Genomic DNA, 15,918 nt, shown 5'->3' with positions numbered 1-15,918 from the left:
TGATCATCAGATAGTCACAAGCCCTGCTTACGCAAGTAGGTTGTCGGGTTTCGGCGACGATTTGAAACCACTTTCCCACAAAGGTACTGGTGGTGCAAACCGCCATCGCCCGCCAAATGCAAATTTTCCCCTGCCCGAAGGCGGTTCACAGTCGGCGGCGGATAATACGTCGGAAAGCTCCGAAACCTCAAGCCCGCCAACGGATCGCAAGCCTTCTTTATCGTAGAGTGCAGGCATGGATGCAAGGGCCGCGCGTGGCAAATTGCCAATAAATGGTACGATTTCGCGCAATGCAGCCCGAAATGCCTTTGTGTGAAACACATCACAAAGATCAAGCGGCCCGATCCACGGATCGGTCAAGCCCCCGAAATTGGCGCGATTTAGCAGCAATTCGAACCGGTTATCCCAACAAACCGATCCGGTTTTGACATCCCCAGGCACATCCATCGTCATCGCCAGATGCACTGCCGCACCATCAAGCCGCCCCCGTTCGCGATACACGCAAACCTGATCACGGCGCGCATGCAAAACGCATCCGCCCAAACTAAGACGTGCGGACGGATTTTCAGAAATCCGCGTCAATGCCCCCGCGAGACTGTCAAAAGCCGGCATATAGCCCGCCCCGCCAACCGTTCGAACCACCTGCCCAACAGCATAAATGCGTGCAGTATCGTCGTCATGCCCGGTCATAAACAGGGATCGGTCGCAAAGCGCAACCCCATTGCTATGAAGGGTAACAAACCCGGCCAGAAGGCGTCCGATCGACTGTTCAAGCGTCCGTCGTTCCCCGGCAATATCCGCGCGGTGTCGTGATGGCGCGCAGTTGTCGGCAAGCTGGTTGCGCACCCGGACGCGTTCGAATTTTTCATTGCGATTTGACGGGTCTTCGACCCAGGTTTGATCGCGGTTCTGAAGGGTTGCGATCAGATCGGCCTTTTTCACGGCCATAAAGGGGCGCAGCACACGAGCATGTTTCATAAAACGCCGTGCTGACATGCCCGCCTGCCCCAGCGGGGTTGGCCCACGCATTTCGCGCATGGCAATTGTTTCGGCCTGATCACCGGCATGGTGGGCCACCAGCAGATGGAAAATACCGCGATCGGCCAACAACTGATCCATCAGATCATAGCGCGCGCGTCTGGCCTGTTCCTGCACCGCGCGCGACGGTTTGGTGCCCTGCCATCGCAAAATGACATGTTCAATCCCGTGTTCGGAAAGCTGATCGCCGACCCATTGCGCTTCCTGGGCGGAATCGGCGCGCAATCCGTGATCGACAGTGATTGCCAGGATTGCCCCGCCCCGCACCTGACACCATTCATCGGCCAGCAACGCCAGTGCCATGCTGTCTGCGCCCCCCGAAACCGCGACACCTACAACCGGGGCGGCTTCGAACGGGGCAAATTCGGCCATCAGCTTTTCAAAGACAACGGCGTCCAGTGGAGTTCCACTGGACGCCGCAGCATGTTCGGATCTGTTCGGGACGCTGTCGGTCATGACATGCCTGTTGCCAATGGCCTATTGCGCGCAACCGCGGCTTTTGCGTTCCTGACGGGCACGATCAAGGACAACATTCGATGCATTCGGGAAGTTATCGATCAGATGGCCGAATGCGGTACAGGCATCTTCGTTTTTGCCAAGATTGGCAAGCGACATGCCAAGTTTCAAAAGATTATCCGGTGCCTTGGTGCTGTCGGGATAGGTCTGGAAACCTTCGGTAAAGGCAATGGCGGCATTTTCATACTGTCCGCGCACATAATAGGTTTCGCCCAGCCAGTATTGCGCATTGCCCGCCAGCGGATCATTGGGATGCTGGGCGACAAAGCTACTAAGAGCCTGTTCGGCAGCCGGGAAATCCTGTTTGCGCAGCAGGCCAAAGGCTTCGCGATATTGTTCTTCGGGGGTGCCGGTCGATGCCGATACCGATGCGGACTGGGTCGAGGTCGCAGACACATTGCCCGACGGACCGGACGGAATTTTTGGCGGCTGCCCTTCGCTTTCGATCACGCCAAACAGCTTGGTGCCGCGTTCGTTAAGACGTTCACCACTTGCAGATCCGCCCAATTCGCTTGATGCGACCGCATCACCGGTTGGCGCCGGACCATCCGCAGCCCCCGCAGCCAGCGGCGCAGCACCGGACGGGGCCGCACCGGACATGGCACCGCCATTTTCAAGCTGGCCAAGGCGGAAATCGATATCGGCAACCAGACGTTCCAGACGTTCTTCCATCTTGCGAATACGGAAATCGAACTGTTCGAGTTGCCCGGTCAGTTGCGACGCATTGCGCTGAAGTTCATTGATCTGAACCTGCTGGCGGGCTGCTGCCGGGGTTGAGGCACTGTCGCCACCAGATGCGGCAGCACCGGCAGCCGCACCTGCGCCACCGGTCCCTTCGCGGTAGACATAACGCTGCAAGAGATCGAGATCCTTGCGCAGTTGTTCGACCTGGCGGGACATGTTGGCGTCCTGGGCGTGGATCGTTCCTGATCCAAGTGACGTCATGGCAAACACGGTTCCCATGGCCAAAGCCACAAGAATCCGGCGGCCTTTACGCGAAGTTGCGGCCCCTGTTGCGCGTGAACCCGTGGCACTGGCCCGATCGGATCGGATCGCGGCACAGGCAGCAAGGTGCGATTCAGTGGTGGGTCGAACTCGGATCATTATCAGGTCCTTTGTCGTCAATGCTGTCTTTGTTGCGTCACTATGAACAGGACACGATGACATTTTCAACATTTTCAGGCGGCAAAAATAAGGCGCCTGCCCCGGACGGGACAGGCGCCTTGGTATTCAAGTCAGGCTTTCACCTGCACGCGCTTAGCGTATAACCGATACAGCGCGGCGGTTTTTCGCCCAGCTTTCTTCGTCATGGCCAAGAGCGACCGGACGTTCTTTACCATAAGAAATGGTTTCAACGCGCGACGGGTCGATACCCAGAGCGATCAGGTAATCTTTAACCGAGTTCGCGCGACGTTCGCCGAGTGCAAGGTTGTATTCACGGGTGCCGCGCTCGTCGGCATGACCTTCAACAACAACTTTGTACTGCGGGTATTTTTTCAGCCAAGCGGCCTGCAGTTCGAGGGTGCGACGTGCTTCGCCAGCCAGATCGTATTTATCGAAGCCGAAGAAGACGCGGTCACCAACGTTAACAGCGAACCACTCTGGGCTGCTTTCCGACAGCGACGTGCTGGTGGACGGCTGGTTTACAGTCGATACACCCTCGCCACCAGTGGTCGCAGAGCTATCAGGTGCAGTTTCACATGCAGCCAGAAGAGCGGCAGCAGCAAAAACGCTGAGAATACGAAGTTTCATTTAAGTTTTCCCCTTAACACCGGACGCATTCGCCCGAGGTTGGTGTTTTCCATGTCTCGCGACACCGAAAATGCCCGCGATAAAAGCGAATCGCATTCAGTGCTTCGCGATGACTATACTCTTGAGATATCAGGGAATCAAGGGTGACCATGCTGGATCCGACCCATCCGCAGGTGTAACGATCTCTCGCTCGTTATAACCTGTGAGATCTATCGAATACAGACGATAGCGATCCTTGGTCCCGTCCCTGGACGGGTGCTGGCGGTGATACATCAACACTCTTCCGTTCGGAGCCCATGTTGGTCCCTCTACGAGGAACCCTTCGGCCAGCAGCCTTTCACCACTGCCGTCTGGCCGCATGACACCGATATAGAACCTACCTCCTTGTGATTTGGTGAATGCAATCAGGTCTCCGCGTGGCGACCAGACTGGTGTGGCGTAAAGACCCCCACCAAAACTGATACGCTGAACGCCACCACCATCTGCATTCATCACGTAAATTTGTTGTGACCCACTGCGATCAGAGTTGAACGCAATGCGCGAACCGTCAGGCGAATAGGAAGGCGAGGTATCCACGGCGGCATGACGCGTCAGCTGATGCTTTTCGCGCGTGCGCAGGTCCAGTTCATAAATTTCACTGTTCCCGTCAAGCGCTTGCGACATGACAACCGAGTTCCCGTCTGGCGCGAATCGGGGCGCAAAAGTCATCCCCGGAAAATCGCCCAGCAATTCCAACTCGCCGGTATCGATATCCAAAACATAGACGCGTGGCTTGTCGTTGAAATACGACATATAGACCACTTCCTGTGCTGTCGGCGAGAAACGCGGGTTCAGCACAAGGAACCGACCGTCCGACAGGAACCGGTGGTTTGCACCATCCTGATCCATGATCGCCAAACGTTTTACACGTTTGTCGGCCGGGCCTGATTCAGACACATACACAATTCTGGTGTCGAAATATCCGGTTTCGCCGGTAATGCGCTTGTAGATCTCGTCAGCGATCTTGTGCGCAATACGGCGCCAGTTATTGGGCTGTGTACGGTAGGCAACACCAGACATCTGGGTTTCTGCCAGCACATCCCAAAGACGGAATTCGACACGAAGCAATCCGTTTGGTTCCGTAACAACGCGACCATTGACCAGTGCCTGGGCACTGATGGCGCGCCATTCGGCGAAGTTCGGATTGACCGCCAATGATGCGGCACTCTGGATGAATGCCTTTTCATTGATCGGTGCAAACAGCCCCGAACGTTCGAGGTCGGCAGCAATCACCTGTGTCAGGTTCTGGCCGATCTCGGTTTCGGCAACGCCTTCACCCGGGAAGCGGGTGACGGCAATTGGCATTGGCTTGAGTTCACCCCGGGTGATGTCAATCCGGAGTTCCGCCTTTGCCGGCGACATGAAACCGACATTCAGGCCAGCGACAACGGCAAGGGCACACAGTGTCGCGACACTGCTTCTTACCCAAAATCGTTTTCCTGCGTTGGTCTTGATCGTCATCCTGCCTCGCTATTTTCCACGCGTATTCAAGAACTTATCATTAAAGGCCCAGCATTTCACGCATGTCGAAATTAAACGTGAATGTGCGCCACATTTCATATTTATCCAGCGGCAGTTTTAGAGGACTGCATTGCGGATTTAGCACTGCTCGCAAAGCACTTTCTGCAATCGTACGGCGAGAAGAATCGCCCTGTATGTCATTCAGATTACTGATACGTGCCTGTCGAACGGTTCCGTCAGGGTTTGCGCTGACGTGAATTTCAACAGCAAAGCTCCCGGCTTCCTTGGCACCGGCCGGCGGGCTCCAGCATTTTTCAATCTGGCGCTTTACGGCATCAAGCTCGCTCATGGTCAGATTCGCATCCAGTCTGGTTGCCACGACCTCGCTGGCGTTTTCTTCGGGTACCTGATCAGGTTCCGGGGTTGCCTGTGCCGTTTCCTTCAGCTTGCTCACATCCTTGAGAACACTCATCAGGTCGCGCTTTTTCGGCTCTTCCTTCTTGGGTTCTTCCTTTTTCGGTTCCGGCTTTTTGACCGGCTCGGGTTTGGGCGGCTGTGGCTTGCTGTCGGGCTTTACCGCAGCCAGTTCGGTCGGCTGTGGTTCCGGTTTGGGTTCAGGCTGCTTTTTAACCTCGGGCGTGGGCACCGGTTCCGGCTTTGGCGCCGGTTTTGGTTCGGGCTTCGGCTCTGGCTTCGGTTCCGGTTTGGGCTCGGGTTTCGGTTCGGGCTTTGGTTCCGGTTTCGGCTCAGGCTTTGGCTCGGGCTTTGGTTTCGGCTCGGGCTTGGGTGCCGGTTTTGGTTCCTTTTTCGGTTCGGGCTTTGGCAATGCCTTGGTCGGGGCAGCGGAAAACTCGTCCACTGTCACGACTTCGACCGAAATGGACTGCAATTCCAGCGGCGTTTCATCAAACAGGTCAGGCAAGCCCAACCACGCAATCAGAAACAGCGCAATATGCAAACCAAGCGATATGAGAGCGTAACGCAGCATAGTCTGTTACGAACCCTCGTTGGGCAATTCGGCGATCAGGGCGACCTTGGTAAAGCCGGCATCCTTGATCAGCCCCATAACTTCCATCACCCGGCCGTAATCGATGGCCTTGTCACCGCGCACAAAGATGCGGGTGTCGGCCTTGTTATCGGTAATGGCCGCGAGCTTTTCGGTCAGGGTGTCCTGCGCGATTTCACTATCCATAATATAGATGGTGCCTTCACGCGAAACCGAGACGACAAGCGGCTCGTCCTGCCCGGTCATCGGGGCGGCGCTGGTTTCGGGCAGATCGACTTCGACACCAACCGTCATCAGGGGGGCTGCGACCATGAAGATCACCAGCAGCACCAGCATGACGTCCACCATCGGCGTGACGTTGATGTCGCTCATCGCTGCGCGTCGGTTGCTCCGACGTCCGCGACGGCGTCCTCCACCAGATCGGGATGCGAGTTGAGCGCCCATAATCAGTCTCTCGTATCGTCAAGTTGGCGCGAGAGGATCGAGCTGAACTCGTCCACGAAGGCTTCAAGACGGTTGCTGTAGCGGTTGAGATCACTGGAAATCTTGTTATAGGCAACCACGGCCGGAATTGCGGCAACAAGACCCATGGCGGTTGCAAACAGGGCTTCGGCGATCCCCGGTGCGACAACCGCAAGCGAGGTGTTTTTGGATGCGGCGATCGACTGGAAGGACACCATGATCCCCCAGACAGTACCGAACAGACCGACAAACGGTGCGGTCGAGCCGACCGAAGCCAGGAAGGTCATGTAACGTTCGACGCGATCCATTTCACGACCCAGCGTGATTTCCATGGATTTTTCAAGGCGCTGCTGCAAACGGGCGCGCATGGTATCACCATGAACACCGCGCGCATTCGAACGACGCCATTCGCGCATTGCCGAAACAAAGATTGCCGACATCGGATCCCGCGGCTTGTCCGCAATCCGGTCATACAGGTCTTCAAGCGAACCGCCCGACCAGAATGCTTCTTCGAATGTGCTGGCTTGCGCGCGCAACTTGCGCAGGCGCATCAGCTTTTCGATGACAATCGCCCATACCCAGACAGATGCCAGCAACAGTCCGATCATCACCGTTTTGACGACCAGTCCAGCCTGCATGAACAGTCCCCACAGAGACATGTCATGCGCCATGACCGACTGCCCCAGCGTTACCGCGTCGACCACTTGATTTTCCATATTCCCGTTAGTCCTTGTTCACATCCAGATATCGACTAAATACTGTTCTTAATTCTTCGGGCAGTCTTTGTGCCCGAAGTTCTTCCAACGACATGCAGGCGAGATAAATCTCGATCACCACAAGTTCTTCTTCGCCGCGCATGATCTTTTGTTCATACCCGAGTGATGCGCCCCCTAGCTTAATCACCCTGGTTTCCACCGTCAGGCGGTCTTCCAACTGAGCGGCGCGACGAAAATCGAGCGTACAGTGTCGAACGGCTATGGCAACTTTGTGGCGTTCTGCAACATTTCGATTGGTAAAGCCCAACAGGTTAAGCATCGCTGAACGCGCACGTTCGGCAAATGCAAGATAGTTGGCGTGATACACGATGCCGCCGGCATCGGTATCTTCATAAAATACGACTAAAGGATAAATGTGACGTTTGCCGTCCATGTAGCCCAACAGGGCATCATGCGTGTCCTGTCCCATCAGGAATCGCTCCTTGATGATCCATTACCCTGACTGTCAAAAAGATCGGACATCGGCATTCCGCCCGCTTCACGCGGCGGCGTCAGACCAAGATGCTGGAACCCCTTGATGCCCAGCATGCGCCCGCGCGGGGTGCGCTGGATCAAGCCCTGCTGAAGCAGATATGGCTCGATCACGTCTTCGATGGTGTCGCGTTCTTCCGACAGGGCCGCAGCAAGGGTATCAACCCCGACCGGTCCACCACCGTAATTTCCGGCAATACAATTAAGATAGCGACGGTCCTGACTGTCCAGACCAAGGTTATCGACCTCAAGCCGGGTCAGCGCCGCATCTGCAATAAATTTATCAACCGGTGACTTTTCGGCCACGGCGGCAAAGTCACGCACACGTCGCAACAAACGGCCGGCAATACGCGGCGTACCGCGCGACCGGCGTGCAATTTCCATCGCACCTTCTTCGGTCATGTCGAAATTCAACAACCGCGCACCGCGCGACACAATCGAAACCAGTTCTTCGGGCTCATAGAACCGCAGACGCAGCGGAATGCCGAAACGATCACGCAGCGGCGTGGTCAAAAGCCCCGAACGCGTGGTCGCACCAACCAGGGTAAAGGGCGGCAAATCGATACGCACCGAACGGGCTGCCGGCCCCTCGCCGATGATCAGATCAAGCTGGAAATCTTCCATCGCCGGATAGAGGATTTCCTCAACCGCCGGGTTCAAACGGTGAATTTCGTCAATGAACAGAACATCGCGCGGCTGAAGGTTCGTCAAAAGAGCGGCAAGGTCGCCTGCCTTGGCAATGACCGGACCGGACGTTGCGCGGAAACCGACGCCAAGTTCACTGGCAACAATTTGCGACAACGTGGTTTTGCCGAGTCCGGGCGGACCGAAGAACAGGACATGGTCCATGGCCTCTTCACGCGCACGAGCCGCCTGAATGAAGACATCAAGGTTTTCGCGCACTTCTTTCTGACCGGTGAAATCATCGAGCCGGCGCGGACGCAGCGATCCTTCCTGATGGTCTTCTTCGCGGCGCTCACCACTGAGCAGACGGTCTTCTTCTTCGCTCACGCGCTAAGCTCCTTTAGTCCCAGACGGATCAGGGTATCGATTGTCTTGTCATCGCCTGCCTGCTGGGCGGCCTTGCCGACCGCACCGAAGGCTTCGGACCGGCCATAACCAAGATTGACCAGTGCCGATACGGCATCCGCCATTACGACACTATCATCCACGACCGGTTCGGCCGGGGCTGTGTCGATTTTCACATCTGTTTTGGATTTTGCGGTTTTCTTTGCCTTGGCTTCCGGCTTGGCGGGTTCCACAGCCGGGCTTGCCGGTGCGGCCACCGGACCAAGATTAAGCTTTGCGGCCTTGTCTTTGAGTTCGCCAACAATGCGGGTTGCGACCTTGGGCCCGATGCCAGGTGCGCGGCACAATGCCGTCGTATCCTGAGCGGCAAGGGCACGCAAAAGATCGGTCGGACTCAGCACCGACAACAGGGCAAGGGCAACCTTGGCCCCCACCCCCTGTACGGTGGTCAGCAACGAAAACCACTGTTTTTCGGCGTTATCGGCAAAGCCATACAGGTGAATGTGATCTTCGCGAACGTGGGTTTCGATCATCAAACCGGCATCCCCGCCCTTTGGCGGCAACATGGAAAGCGTGCGGCGCGAGGCAAACACAAGATAGCCAACGCCATTCACATCAATGATGACGCTGTCTTCGCCAATGAAATCGACAATTCCGCGCAGTTTCGCGATCACCTGTATCGTCTCCCGTTTCCTGTTGGTTTGGCCGCCATGCTTGCCGCAAGCGACCGGTTCCCGGCATGTTGCGCGTGACAGATCGCCACCGCAAGCGCATCGGCCGCATCCGCCCCGGCAATTTCACATCCCGGAAGCAGGGTCGAAACCATCATTTCGACCTGTTGCTTGGCGGCGTGACCGGCACCGACAACAGTCTTTTTGACGGCATTGGGTGTATATTCCGTTACCGGAATGCCATTGCGCGCCGGTGCGAGCAAGGCAACACCGCGTGCCTGACCGAGCTTAAGGGTGGATACCGGGTTCTTGTTGACAAAGGTTTCTTCGACCGCGGCCTCGTCCGGGTCCCAGGTCTGGATCACCTCGATCAGGCCGGAATGCAGCTGATCAAGGCGTTCGGCAAGGCTTAGCGACTGGGTGGATGTGACAATGCCGTTGGCGACATGGCGCATCCGGTTGTCCTGAAGGTCGATCACCCCCCAGCCCGTGCGTTGCAGACCGGGGTCAATTCCAAGTACGCGGACCACTATGTCACCCCATTTCCCGGAAGCCAGATACAAAACACCCGCCATTCAAACATGAAGGGCGGGCATCAAACCGCCCCCGAACATGATGGCGTTTGCAACCATATTCGGGGGAGTGGTTTTTAAACAAGTCTAGTTATCGAGACCAGCGACGATTTCGTCGGTCCAGGCAACGTTGGTCCAGACGTTCTGGACGTCATCATTGTCTTCAAGAACATCAACAAGCTTCATGATGCTCTGGGCCTGTTCGACATTGATTTCGGCCTCGGTCACGGCACGGAAGACCATTTTCGCACTTTCCGGATCGCCAAACTTTTCGGTCAGCGCTTCGCGAACAGCGTTCAGGTCTTCAAGTTCGGTATCAACAACGTGGCTGTTTTCATCAGACTCAACGTTTGCCGCACCGGCTTCGAGGGCCGCTTCGAAGATTTCGTCAGCATCAGCGGCATCCGCCGGATAGACGATTTCACCAAGACGGTTGAACATAAAGCCGACCGAACCGGTTTCGCCAAGGTTGCCACCGCTTTTTGCAAAGGCAGCACGCACTTCGGACGCAGTACGGTTACGGTTATCAGTCAGGGCTTCGACGATGACGGCAACACCAGCGGTGCCATAACCTTCGTAGCGGACTTCTTCGTAATTGTCGCCCTCGCCTGCACCGGTCGCCTTTTTGATGGCGCGTTCGATGTTGTCCTTGGGCATGTTCTGACCGCGGGCCGCCGCGATCGCAGCACGCAGACGCGGGTTGCTGTCAATGTCTTCGCTGATTTTTGCCGCAACCGTGATTTCGCGGGCAAGCTTGGTGAAGATCTTGGCGCGTTTTTTATCCTGGGCACCTTTGCGGTGCATAATGTTCTTAAATTGGGAATGGCCGGCCATAACCTAAAACCTGTATTCATTGAACTCGATGTGGAACGGTATCGGGTGATACCACGCCGGTCATGCGGGAGTTCCCTGTCAGACCAGCCCGTCCGGACATCTGCAAGACAATGCTTTGTGTCGTTTGCAGCAGGTACGAACGAAAATTTCGACCGCTCCTATAGCCTGTTTACCTGCCAAGGTCCAGCGATGCTTGGTATCGCTGCCAAGATCACCGGGAATGAACCGCCCCCGACCGCAGATCACACCACCAATCCAGGTGGCAATTTTCTTGCATTTTACAGCTTCGGTTTGGTTAGATGTTGCAGTCGCAAAGATATTCTTTCATTAATAATACGAATGTAACTTATTAAACTAAAGAAGAACACTCTCCGGGGTCCAAGATTCCGGCCTGGTTGAAAAGACCATTTTCTTTTCAGGCGGCCGAAACAACCCGAATGGACACAGAAGCCATACGGGAACAGTCAGGAAACAAAGGTTAGATAGAATGGGAACTAAATTCGGGGTCCAAAGCAAGTTACTGATTTCATTTGCTCTGGTTGGATTGATGGCGGTTATTTCCGCTGTTGTCGGCGCTGTATCCTTCAACAAATTCGGTGATGCTCTTACGACCATCACGGAAGAAAAGCTTCCGCCTATTGCTGCGGCACAGGCCTTGGCAACCGAAAGTGCAGAAATTGTCGCCATTGCACCGCGTATCGTTGCATCCGCCAACACGGATGAAGAAAACGCGATCAATGACGAACTTGCTATCCGTCTTCAGGCACTGGTTTCGAAAATCAACGAAATCGAAGCCACCGGCTTCATGCCCGAGGTCATTGCAAGCATCAATGACAATCGCGGTCTTTTGCAGGACAACCTTGAAAAGCTTCATGCGGTAACGCAGGAACGTTTCCAGATTGCCAACGAAAAAGCTGAAAAACTTACAGAATTCCAGAACCTGTCCAAACGGTATGCAGATACCCTGAAACCGGTTCTGTCCTATACGCAGAACGATATTTCCCAGGGTGGCCAGTTCGCCGCATCGCTTAAAGATGACCCGGCAAAGAAATTCAGCACCGACAAGGAAGAAATTCTTGAAGTCTTCCAGAAATATTCTTCTGCCATCGAGACCCGCACCCCGATCCTTGACATTGAGCGTCTTGGATCGTCTGCGTCGAACATGATCATTTCGAGCACCACGGAAACCCAGGCGGTGCGTCTTTCGATCATTCCGGTGCGTATTCGCGGCACCTATAGCGACGCGCTGAGCCAGCTTGATGCCATCGGCAATGACCGTCTGAAGGCATTTTATGTCGATCTGATCGACAAGATGCAGAAGCTTTCGGTCGGCGAAGGCAGCCTTCCGGATCTTCGCAAACGCGAACTTGAAGCCAGCGAACAAAGCCAGGCACTGGTTGTGCAGAGTGGCGAATATGCCAACGCGATGCGCGCAAGCGTTGCCGAACTGGTTGCCGGTCTGAACCAGGAAGTCGCCGAAGCCGCCGCCGAAGCCGGTATTGTTGAAAAGCAGGGCCTGACCGCACTTGCCGCAGTTGCCGCAATCGCGATCATCATTTCGCTTCTGATCTATGTTCTGTATGTCCGCGGTAACGTTCTGCGTCGTCTTGGCGGTCTTCAGAAAACCATGGTTCAGCTGGCGGATGGCAATCTTGACGTTGATGTCCCGGCCAAGGGCAATGACGAAATCAGCGCCATGGGCCGTGCGGTTGAAGTCTTTAAGGACAACGCCCTTAAGGTTCGCGAAATGCAGGCCGAGGAAGAGCGTCTTAACCGTGAACGTAACGAAGCCCTTCGTGACGAGCTTCTGGGTCTTGCCGATACGCTGCAGAACGAAGTTGAAAGTGCCGTGAACGAGATCGCCGCCCTTGGTGATCAGCTTCAGGGTGTTTCCGGTCAGATGACATCGAGCGCCGAACTGGTATCGGGTCAGACCGAAGATGTTGCCAATTCCGCACAGGAAGCCACCGGCAATGTCGAAACCGTTGCAGCCGCAACCGAGCAGCTTTCGGCATCGAATGCGGAAATCAACCGTCAGATGGCGGAATCAACCCGCATTTCGAGCGAAGCATCGACCCGCGCACAGCAGACCAACGAACTGGTTGTCAGCCTGTCGCAGTCGGCTGATCGCATCGGCGAAGTGATCGCCCTGATCACCGACATCGCCGAGCAGACCAACCTTCTGGCCCTTAACGCGACCATCGAGGCCGCCCGTGCCGGTGATGCCGGCAAAGGCTTTGCCGTTGTTGCTGCCGAGGTCAAAAACCTTGCCAACCAGACCGAAAAAGCGACCGAGGAAATCTCGGGTCAGATTGCCGGTATCCAGAAAGCCACCGGTGAATCTGTCAACGCGATTGGTGACATTGGCCGCATCATTGAAAACATCAATGAAATCGCCACCACCATTTCGGCCGCAGTCGAAGAACAGGGTGCCGCAACCGATGAAATCACCCGCAACGTGCGCGGTGCTGCGGACCGTACCCGTTCGGTATCGGCGTCAATCACCGAGGTTGCCAGTGAAACCGGTAAAACCGGCGAACTGTCCAGCCAGGTTCTGGCCACAGCCCAGAACGCATCGGAAAAAGTTGAAAACCTTCGGTCGCGGATCAACGGCATTCTCGATGACTTGCGCAAACAGGCGCATGATCGGGCTGCTTCCTGATCGAAGAATCGACACCATCCTGACTGAAAGGGTCCGCCATCCGGCGGGCCCTTTTTCATTTTGCCCTTGTGACCGGGCATCCGATTTATCGGAAATTCGGCAGAAACGCCCGTAAAAACCCGTAGCAAAACCGCACAACCTATACGTCTGTTTAAGCATAAAAACTCATGCTTAGTTTGCGTGCAATGTGCTATATGGGCTTTAACTATAACAGAAAAGTCGCTTTTTCCGATCAAGCCGCCCCACAACCTGGCAGACCGGCCCTACCCTTAAAGTGACATATCCAGGGAAGCTACATCTGAGAGACCCACAATAAGCAGGTCGACACAGCACGTGTGTCGGCACGGGACTCATTCGTCTATGGGGTATCATGAACTATGGGACTTAAATTCAAGCGCGGCAGCTCCCCGTCGCCATCCAGTAAAACAAAAACATCGGGACTTGGTGTCCGTGAAAAGCTTGCCGGTGCGTTCTTTCTTGTCGGTCTGATCGCTGTGCTTGCCGCAACTGTTTCGGTCTTTTCATTCAACAAATTTGGCAGCCAGCTTGACGAAATCACCCATGCCCAGCTGCCACCAATGTTCACCGCCCAGCAGTTGGCCACCGATAGCGTAAAGGTTGTCGCATCCGCACCGCGCATCGTTGCCGCCACGTCCCCGGAAGAAGAACAGGTCGTCAAGATCGAACTGGACATGCTGCTTGACAGTCTGCGCGAGAAACTTGAACAGCTGTCGCAGTCCGGCCTGCCGCCCGCATCGCTGTCTCATATTGAAACCAACGGCAAAAACCTTGCCGATAATCTTGAGAAACTGCACGACACCACGCTTCGCCGTTTTGACGCCGCCAACAAGCTGGCAGAAAGTCTTGATAAGTTTCAGCAGCTCAATAACCGGTTTGGTTCGATGCTCAAGCCATTGCTGGCAATGTCGCAGAACCAGATTTCCAACATCGGCACCCAGGTTGAAGACATCCGCAAAAGCGGTTCTTTCCTGACGCTGGATCAGAAGACCCAGGGCACCGAGCTTCTGGTCAAGCTTGATCAGACGATTGCCGAACGTGCACCGATTCTTGAGCTGTCGAAACTTGGCGGTGATATGGCCAACACAATTCTGGCCGCGGCATCAAGCACGGACGAAACCCGCCTGAAAATCATCGGCGTGCAGGTCAACGGGGCGATCGGCACCATCGAGACCCTGATCAAGAATCTCGAAAACAAGAAACTTCAAACATATTATTCCGACCTGATGGGCGACATCAAAACGCTTGCCGTCGGGGATCAGAGCATTCCGGCATTGCGTCTGGCCGAACTGCAACTGATCAAGGAACAGGGTGAAGTTGTTATTGAAAGCGCCGATTACGCAACCACCATGGAAAGTGGTGTGAATGCATTGGTCGAGGCCTTGCAGACCGGTGTTGACCGTTCTGCCGGTGCGGCCAATACGCTTAGCATCCAGAGCACCTATGTGATGTATGCGGTCGGTGCGCTGGCGGTTCTTTTGCCGCTTTTGATCTTTGTATTCTATGTGCGGGGCAACCTTCTGCGCCGTCTGGCCGGCTTGCAGAAAACCATGGTTGCACTGGCAGCCGGGGATCTTGCGGTTGATGTCCCGTCCAAGGGCAATGACGAAATCAGCGCCATGGGTCGCGCGGTTGACGTGTTCAAGGAAAACGCCATCAAGGTCCGCGACATGCAGGCCGAGGAAGAGCGCCTTAACCGTGAACGCAACGAGGCCCTTCGTGATGAGCTGCTTGGTCTTGCCGATACCCTTCAGGGGGAAGTGGAAACCGCAGTGAACGAAATCGCCGCCCTTGGCGAACAGCTTCAGGGTGTTTCCGGTCAGATGACCGAAAGTGCCGAACTGGTTTCAAGCCAAAGCGAAGATGTGTCGACATCGGCACAGGAAGCAACCGGCAATGTCGAAACCGTTGCCGCCGCGACCGAGCAGCTTTCAAGTTCGAATGCGGAAATCAACCGTCAGATGGCGGAAACCACCCGCATTTCCAACGAAGCCGCCCAGCGGGCCCAGCACACCAACGAGCTGGTTGTCAGCCTGTCACAATCGGCCGGCCGCATTGGCGAAGTGATCGCCCTGATCACCGACATCGCCGAACAGACCAACCTGCTGGCACTGAATGCGACGATCGAGGCCGCCCGTGCCGGTGATGCCGGCAAAGGCTTTGCCGTGGTTGCCGCCGAGGTTAAAAACCTGGCCAACCAGACCGAAAAGGCGACCGAAGAAATTGCAGGTCAGATTTCCGGTATTCAGAAGGCCACCGGTGAGTCCGTGACCGCAATCGGTGAAATCGGGACAATCATTGATAATCTTAATCAGATTGCCACGACGATTTCCGCCGCGGTCGAGGAACAGGGTGCCGCCACCGACGAGATCAGCCGCAATGTTCGTGGTGCTGCTGATCGTACCCGTGCGGTATCGGCATCGATCACCGAGGTCGCCAATGAAACCGGGCGCACCGGTCAGTTGTCGGGCGAAGTTCTGACCACGTCGCGGGCTGCATCCGAAAAAGTCGGCGAGATGCGCAATCGTATCGCCAGCATCCTTGAAGATCTGCGTCAGCAGGCCCGTGATCGCGCAGCGTGATCGCGCCCTGCCCGACGGTTCCAATCTGA

14 protein-coding genes are annotated in these 15,918 nt (G+C 55.7%); 2 read left to right on the top strand and 12 right to left on the bottom strand.

Going from position 1 to position 15,918, the window contains the following annotated elements; genetic code table 11:
* Positions 1 to 27: 27 nt before the first annotated feature.
* The 12 genes from tilS to M9H61_RS01750 all read right to left on the bottom strand — a co-directional run bounded on the left by tilS (position 28) and on the right by M9H61_RS01750 (position 10,627).
* Positions 28 to 1,494 carry a tRNA lysidine(34) synthetase TilS gene (gene tilS, locus M9H61_RS01805; RefSeq protein ID WP_250283037.1) on the bottom strand — a complete coding sequence of 489 codons (1,467 nt, stop codon included), beginning with the start codon at positions 1,492 to 1,494 and terminating at the stop codon, positions 28 to 30.
* Between the two features lie 21 nt (positions 1,495 to 1,515).
* Positions 1,516 to 2,499: a tol-pal system protein YbgF gene (ybgF, locus tag M9H61_RS01800; protein ID WP_250283035.1), complete on the bottom strand. Its 984-nt coding sequence runs from the start codon at positions 2,497 to 2,499 to the stop codon at positions 1,516 to 1,518.
* Positions 2,500 to 2,811: 312 nt separating this feature from the next.
* Positions 2,812 to 3,306, bottom strand: coding sequence for a peptidoglycan-associated lipoprotein Pal (gene pal / locus M9H61_RS01795; RefSeq protein ID WP_068518111.1), 495 nt, complete (start codon positions 3,304 to 3,306; stop codon positions 2,812 to 2,814).
* 129 nt (positions 3,307 to 3,435) lie between these two features.
* Positions 3,436 to 4,806 (bottom strand): Tol-Pal system beta propeller repeat protein TolB, encoded by a 1,371-nt coding sequence (gene tolB, locus M9H61_RS01790; protein ID WP_068518112.1) that lies wholly within the window; start codon positions 4,804 to 4,806, stop codon positions 3,436 to 3,438.
* A gap of 40 nt (positions 4,807 to 4,846) precedes the next feature.
* Positions 4,847 to 5,794: an energy transducer TonB gene (locus M9H61_RS01785; protein ID WP_250283033.1), complete on the bottom strand. Its 948-nt coding sequence runs from the start codon at positions 5,792 to 5,794 to the stop codon at positions 4,847 to 4,849.
* A 6-nt stretch (positions 5,795 to 5,800) separates the two neighbouring features.
* Positions 5,801 to 6,256 (bottom strand): protein TolR, encoded by a 456-nt coding sequence (gene tolR, locus M9H61_RS01780; RefSeq protein WP_371922200.1) that lies wholly within the window; start codon positions 6,254 to 6,256, stop codon positions 5,801 to 5,803.
* A gap of 2 nt (positions 6,257 to 6,258) precedes the next feature.
* Positions 6,259 to 6,990, bottom strand: a complete 732-nt coding sequence (gene tolQ, locus M9H61_RS01775) for a protein TolQ (RefSeq protein ID WP_068518115.1) — start codon at positions 6,988 to 6,990, stop codon at positions 6,259 to 6,261.
* A 7-nt stretch (positions 6,991 to 6,997) separates the two neighbouring features.
* A complete protein-coding gene (locus M9H61_RS01770; protein ID WP_068518116.1) occupies positions 6,998 to 7,459 on the bottom strand; it encodes a YbgC/FadM family acyl-CoA thioesterase in 462 nt (153 codons plus the stop codon).
* On the bottom strand, positions 7,459 to 8,532 hold the full coding sequence (gene ruvB / locus M9H61_RS01765) for a Holliday junction branch migration DNA helicase RuvB (RefSeq protein ID WP_068518117.1): 1,074 nt from the start codon (positions 8,530 to 8,532) through the stop codon (positions 7,459 to 7,461). Before ruvB ends, M9H61_RS01770 begins: the two co-directional genes overlap by 1 nt.
* The gene (gene ruvA, locus M9H61_RS01760; RefSeq protein WP_250283029.1) at positions 8,529 to 9,224 is read right to left on the bottom strand and encodes a Holliday junction branch migration protein RuvA; all 696 of its coding nucleotides are present in this window, start codon (positions 9,222 to 9,224) and stop codon (positions 8,529 to 8,531) included. Before ruvA ends, ruvB begins: the two co-directional genes overlap by 4 nt.
* Positions 9,221 to 9,796 carry a crossover junction endodeoxyribonuclease RuvC gene (gene ruvC / locus M9H61_RS01755; RefSeq protein WP_068518119.1) on the bottom strand — a complete coding sequence of 192 codons (576 nt, stop codon included), beginning with the start codon at positions 9,794 to 9,796 and terminating at the stop codon, positions 9,221 to 9,223. Before ruvC ends, ruvA begins: the two co-directional genes overlap by 4 nt.
* An 84-nt stretch (positions 9,797 to 9,880) precedes the next feature.
* Positions 9,881 to 10,627: a YebC/PmpR family DNA-binding transcriptional regulator gene (locus M9H61_RS01750; RefSeq protein ID WP_068518120.1), complete on the bottom strand. Its 747-nt coding sequence runs from the start codon at positions 10,625 to 10,627 to the stop codon at positions 9,881 to 9,883.
* 547 nt (positions 10,628 to 11,174) lie between these two features.
* Between M9H61_RS01750 and M9H61_RS01745 the strand changes: the two genes are divergently transcribed.
* Together M9H61_RS01745 and M9H61_RS01740 are read left to right on the top strand one after the other, a co-directional pair.
* The gene (locus M9H61_RS01745; protein ID WP_250283027.1) at positions 11,175 to 13,289 is read left to right on the top strand and encodes a methyl-accepting chemotaxis protein; all 2,115 of its coding nucleotides are present in this window, start codon (positions 11,175 to 11,177) and stop codon (positions 13,287 to 13,289) included.
* 377 nt (positions 13,290 to 13,666) lie between these two features.
* Positions 13,667 to 15,889, top strand: coding sequence for a methyl-accepting chemotaxis protein (locus M9H61_RS01740; protein ID WP_250283025.1), 2,223 nt, complete (start codon positions 13,667 to 13,669; stop codon positions 15,887 to 15,889).
* The last annotated feature ends 29 nt before the right edge of the window (positions 15,890 to 15,918 follow it).

The sequence above is a fragment of the Thalassospira sp. GO-4 genome (assembly GCF_023588965.1).
In the GTDB taxonomy this organism is placed as follows: Bacteria; Pseudomonadota; Alphaproteobacteria; order Rhodospirillales; family Thalassospiraceae; genus Thalassospira; species Thalassospira povalilytica.
This window is presented reverse-complemented; position numbering and strand designations above follow the sequence as displayed.

What these genes read in the sequence shown, in the direction of transcription:
- tolQ (WP_068518115.1), bottom strand. Translation starts at nt 6,990, where the DNA reads ATGGAAAATCAAGTGGTCGACGCGGTAACGCTGGGGCAGTCGGTCATG.
- M9H61_RS01785 (WP_250283033.1), bottom strand. Translation starts at nt 5,794, where the DNA reads ATGCTGCGTTACGCTCTCATATCGCTTGGTTTGCATATTGCGCTGTTT.
- tolR (WP_371922200.1), bottom strand. Translation starts at nt 6,256, where the DNA reads ATGGGCGCTCAACTCGCATCCCGATCTGGTGGAGGACGCCGTCGCGGA.
- tolB (WP_068518112.1), bottom strand. Translation starts at nt 4,806, where the DNA reads ATGACGATCAAGACCAACGCAGGAAAACGATTTTGGGTAAGAAGCAGT.
- ruvC (WP_068518119.1), bottom strand. Translation starts at nt 9,796, where the DNA reads ATGGCGGGTGTTTTGTATCTGGCTTCCGGGAAATGGGGTGACATAGTG.
- M9H61_RS01750 (WP_068518120.1), bottom strand. Translation starts at nt 10,627, where the DNA reads ATGGCCGGCCATTCCCAATTTAAGAACATTATGCACCGCAAAGGTGCC.
- tilS (WP_250283037.1), bottom strand. Translation starts at nt 1,494, where the DNA reads ATGACCGACAGCGTCCCGAACAGATCCGAACATGCTGCGGCGTCCAGT.
- ybgF (WP_250283035.1), bottom strand. Translation starts at nt 2,499, where the DNA reads ATGACGTCACTTGGATCAGGAACGATCCACGCCCAGGACGCCAACATG.
- M9H61_RS01770 (WP_068518116.1), bottom strand. Translation starts at nt 7,459, where the DNA reads ATGGGACAGGACACGCATGATGCCCTGTTGGGCTACATGGACGGCAAA.
- M9H61_RS01740 (WP_250283025.1), top strand. Translation starts at nt 13,667, where the DNA reads ATGGGACTTAAATTCAAGCGCGGCAGCTCCCCGTCGCCATCCAGTAAA.
- M9H61_RS01745 (WP_250283027.1), top strand. Translation starts at nt 11,175, where the DNA reads ATGGCGGTTATTTCCGCTGTTGTCGGCGCTGTATCCTTCAACAAATTC.
- pal (WP_068518111.1), bottom strand. Translation starts at nt 3,306, where the DNA reads ATGAAACTTCGTATTCTCAGCGTTTTTGCTGCTGCCGCTCTTCTGGCT.